The sequence below is a fragment of the Magnetospirillum sp. LM-5 genome, assembly GCF_902729445.1.
Classification (GTDB): domain Bacteria; phylum Pseudomonadota; class Alphaproteobacteria; order Rhodospirillales; family Magnetospirillaceae; genus Magnetospirillum.
The window spans coordinates 1-3150 of sequence record NZ_CACVCE010000065.1; the positions used below are offsets into that span (position 1 = coordinate 1).

General features: G+C 46.9%; 2 protein-coding genes. Both read right to left on the bottom strand.

Annotated elements, in window-relative coordinates; all coding sequences use genetic code 11:
- Window positions 1–68: 68 nt before the first annotated feature.
- The gene (locus tag MTBLM5_RS18980; protein WP_254431099.1) at window positions 69–1631 is read right to left on the bottom strand and encodes a hemerythrin domain-containing protein; all 1563 of its coding nucleotides are present in this window, start codon (window positions 1629–1631) and stop codon (window positions 69–71) included.
- A gap of 30 nt (window positions 1632–1661) precedes the next feature.
- A complete protein-coding gene (locus MTBLM5_RS16395) occupies window positions 1662–3047 on the bottom strand; it encodes a bacteriohemerythrin (RefSeq protein ID WP_173977133.1) in 1386 nt (461 codons plus the stop codon).
- Window positions 3048–3150: the final 103 nt, after the last annotated feature.

Consider the following 3150-nt stretch of genomic DNA (forward strand, 5'->3'; position numbering starts at 1 on the left):
TGCCCTACAGAGACTGGGTTTGCCCAAAGGGTAATTAGGGCGTCTCGAAGGCTGGCGTTGCTGTTTCGCTATTTTTCGACAATATCAAAGTCCTGCAAAGATGCGGCTGATCCGAGTTCCATTTCCAGGATTTTTCCGGCCAACTCATTTGCCTCGATGGCTGCGGATTTTGCAGTGGAACTCATAGCGTCCAATCCACCGATTACAGCAGTCAAGCTTGCCACCCGACCCATTTGTCGCCGCAAGATATCCCCGATTCCAAGGGGAATGCCCTGCTTGCCGGACAAAATATCACCGCAAAGCCGTATGATTTTTTTTGCAGCCGTCACGGCCAGAGAATCCGCACTTTTCGTAAGTGCATGCCGTATCTCGCCCAACCGTTTAAGCTGAAAATTAGAGCATCCACTCACCTGCACCCTGGAATCAGCAAGTTCCATAAGGTTATTCAGCCTCTCTGTATATTTAGAAATATCACGAAGCAATGCAGACTTCCGCTTTTTATCGGCAACCGCACTTGTTTGCAAGTTAATGTTCATGATTTTTGCGGCTAATTCATACGCATTTTCTATCACGATGCCAGTTTGCTTGTGTGCAGTCTCGCTGCCAATGCCATCGTCATATTCGCCATTCATCTTGGCGATCATAATGCGGTCAATACTAACAATATGTGTGACGAGCCAATTGTATATTAAAAAGAACAGCTTTTCACTTCCGCCACCGTTATGGAGGTCATCACGATTGATACCGTCAAGCTTCTCTACAAAGCCAGCATGAATTCGCTTATGCTTGTCTCTTTCATCATAATCAAAGGAGTCCATGAGAGACTCCTCGTGCTTAAAGTGCATTTTTACATAATCTGAAAGACCAACAAGAACGTCATCGACCGCCTTGATTTCATATTCGGCACTTGAAGTTGTCCCAAGTATTTTAAGAAAATCGATGATTTTCCGGTGTTGATCATCGATGTCATCCCGCCCAGTGGCAATCGCCGTAGACCATCCGATTTCAGCCTTCATATCGACCGAAGATGTAGGGGCTATCGCCTCGCGGGGCTTATCTCGCAGCTTGACCTGCCGCTGATCTGCGGACGGGGCAATCACAGGGGAGCCTTCTTGACGGCGGGTCAGGGCATCATCCGCCCGTCTAAACGGCCCCTTGTAGGCCTTCATGATGGCAGAGCGTCTGTCTGGCCCATGAAAGCTCGGACAGGAAATAAAAGCCTTCTGCGTGGTCATCGCAGCCGTGATCGCCATTTGCAACGAGTGGCGGGTTATGGGAAGGGTGAGGGAAGCAGATATGCCCGCGTCTCTTGCCGCGATTAGCTCATCGGCGGTCCACTGATTATCCAGGGCGATTATGGGAAGGGATTGAGGGGGGTGCCCTTCCCCCCAACGGACATGCTTCAAAACCTTCAGATGCCCAGTTCCACCAAGCTTATCGCACAGGATGATATTAATGTTTGATGCGTTTCCATGCTCAAGGTGCAGCATCGTGTGGCTGATGTCTTTGGTTTCTTCCTGAACTACAAAGCCACACTCACGCATAACGGAAACGATAAGCCTTCTGGTCGCAGTATTTTCAATGGCGACGAGTGCATTAACATCTGAAGATGATGATGCTAAGATTGTCATTATTATCTATTCCAGTCGCATTTAAATACTTCAGCGTGACGCATAGATTTCCGACACCTTCCTGCCAGAGGCTGATAGTTCTTCTATATCCACGTAAGCAATCTCTCCAAGCCTACCCTTCAATTCCCGACATCTATCTCGGAAGGTTTCGACTGAATAGGATTTCGCTCCGGAAAATTTTCGAATTTTCTCCGCCAACTCATCAGCAATATTTTCGAGTCTTGTTAGACTTCGAAAAGTGGATTCCGTTGTTGATACTCCGTCACGCATACCTGCTGCCAATGAGTTACATTCAAAAACTATGGCTCCAGCAAGACTTTTTAAACGGTAATTTACGATAACTTGAATGGCTTCATTTTTTCTGTATTCGTATTGCTCTATCGAAATTCCTCGCCCTAATGCCTCGACCGGATTCGGAACAATGATTTGTGGGGCTGATGCACAGCCAGGGCGATTTTCATTTTGACGTTCAGGGCCAATATAATCTTGGGTGACGATAAAGGGCTTCCGCCTTTCCGCATGCCCAATAATCTGGTCCCTTAACTGACCAGATGAGAATGGAATAAGAAGCACAGAATCTGTTCCTGAAGACATCGCACTGCGAACAGCCGCCTCATCTCTTGATGAAAGCAGCAGCACCGTCAACACAAATGGGTCGCAATTTGTCTGTATAGATCGGATTTGACGAATAAAATACGCAGAATCATTCCCACCAACCATTGCATCCATAACTATAATTTGAAAGCCGCCATTTCGGCACGATTCATCAATAGCGATAAAGTTGTTTGATTCCTCTATGTTTGAAATTCCAATTTCATTCAGTGTGAATCGAATTCCAGATCGAATTGTACTGCTTGGCTCACAAATCAATGCCGTTATTTTAGAGTAATCTAATTTCAGTTTAGCGGGAACGATGACAGTAGGAACTGCCAACTTTTCAGTACCCGGTCCTTCATTCTCAAGAGCGTCAAGGGCAAGATACGCAAGCGGTCTCTGATCAACGTCGTCATCAGTCAGCAGTGACCTGAACTTCATGTCCTCATTCATAATGTGACTTGCAAGCCACTTAAGGACAAGATCGTGCAGTTTCTCCGCAACGGACAAACTTCCACCACGATACAACCTGATAACCTCATTAATTTTGCGATTGAAGGCAAAGTGCTTTGCACGATGATCTTCAAAATGTTGAAAGCCAATTTTTTCCATGGCCTTTTCTTCACGGAGAAAGTGCCCTGCGACATATTCTTCGAGCATTGCCAAAGCACTCTCGATTACGAACTTGCTTTCCGCCGCCTCGAAGATGATGCCCTTGAGTAAATTGGCAATTTCAAAGAATGCCTTGTGATCGCTGTCAATCGCAGCATTCCCGACGGAGAACGCATCTGACCACCCAGCGATTTGGCACGCTTCCGTCATTCAGCAAAACTCCATCCGACATTTCCCATATGGACGGCCCATCCGCCCCTGATTGACGCCAGAATAGCTAAAGGGCACCTCGAAAAATCCCGTCCTCCGGCGA

Excerpts from the sequence above, each read along its gene's own strand:
- MTBLM5_RS18980 (WP_254431099.1), bottom strand. The coding sequence starts at position 1,631 with ATGACAATCTTAGCATCATCATCTTCAGATGTTAATGCACTCGTCGCC.
- MTBLM5_RS16395 (WP_173977133.1), bottom strand. The coding sequence starts at position 3,047 with ATGACGGAAGCGTGCCAAATCGCTGGGTGGTCAGATGCGTTCTCCGTC.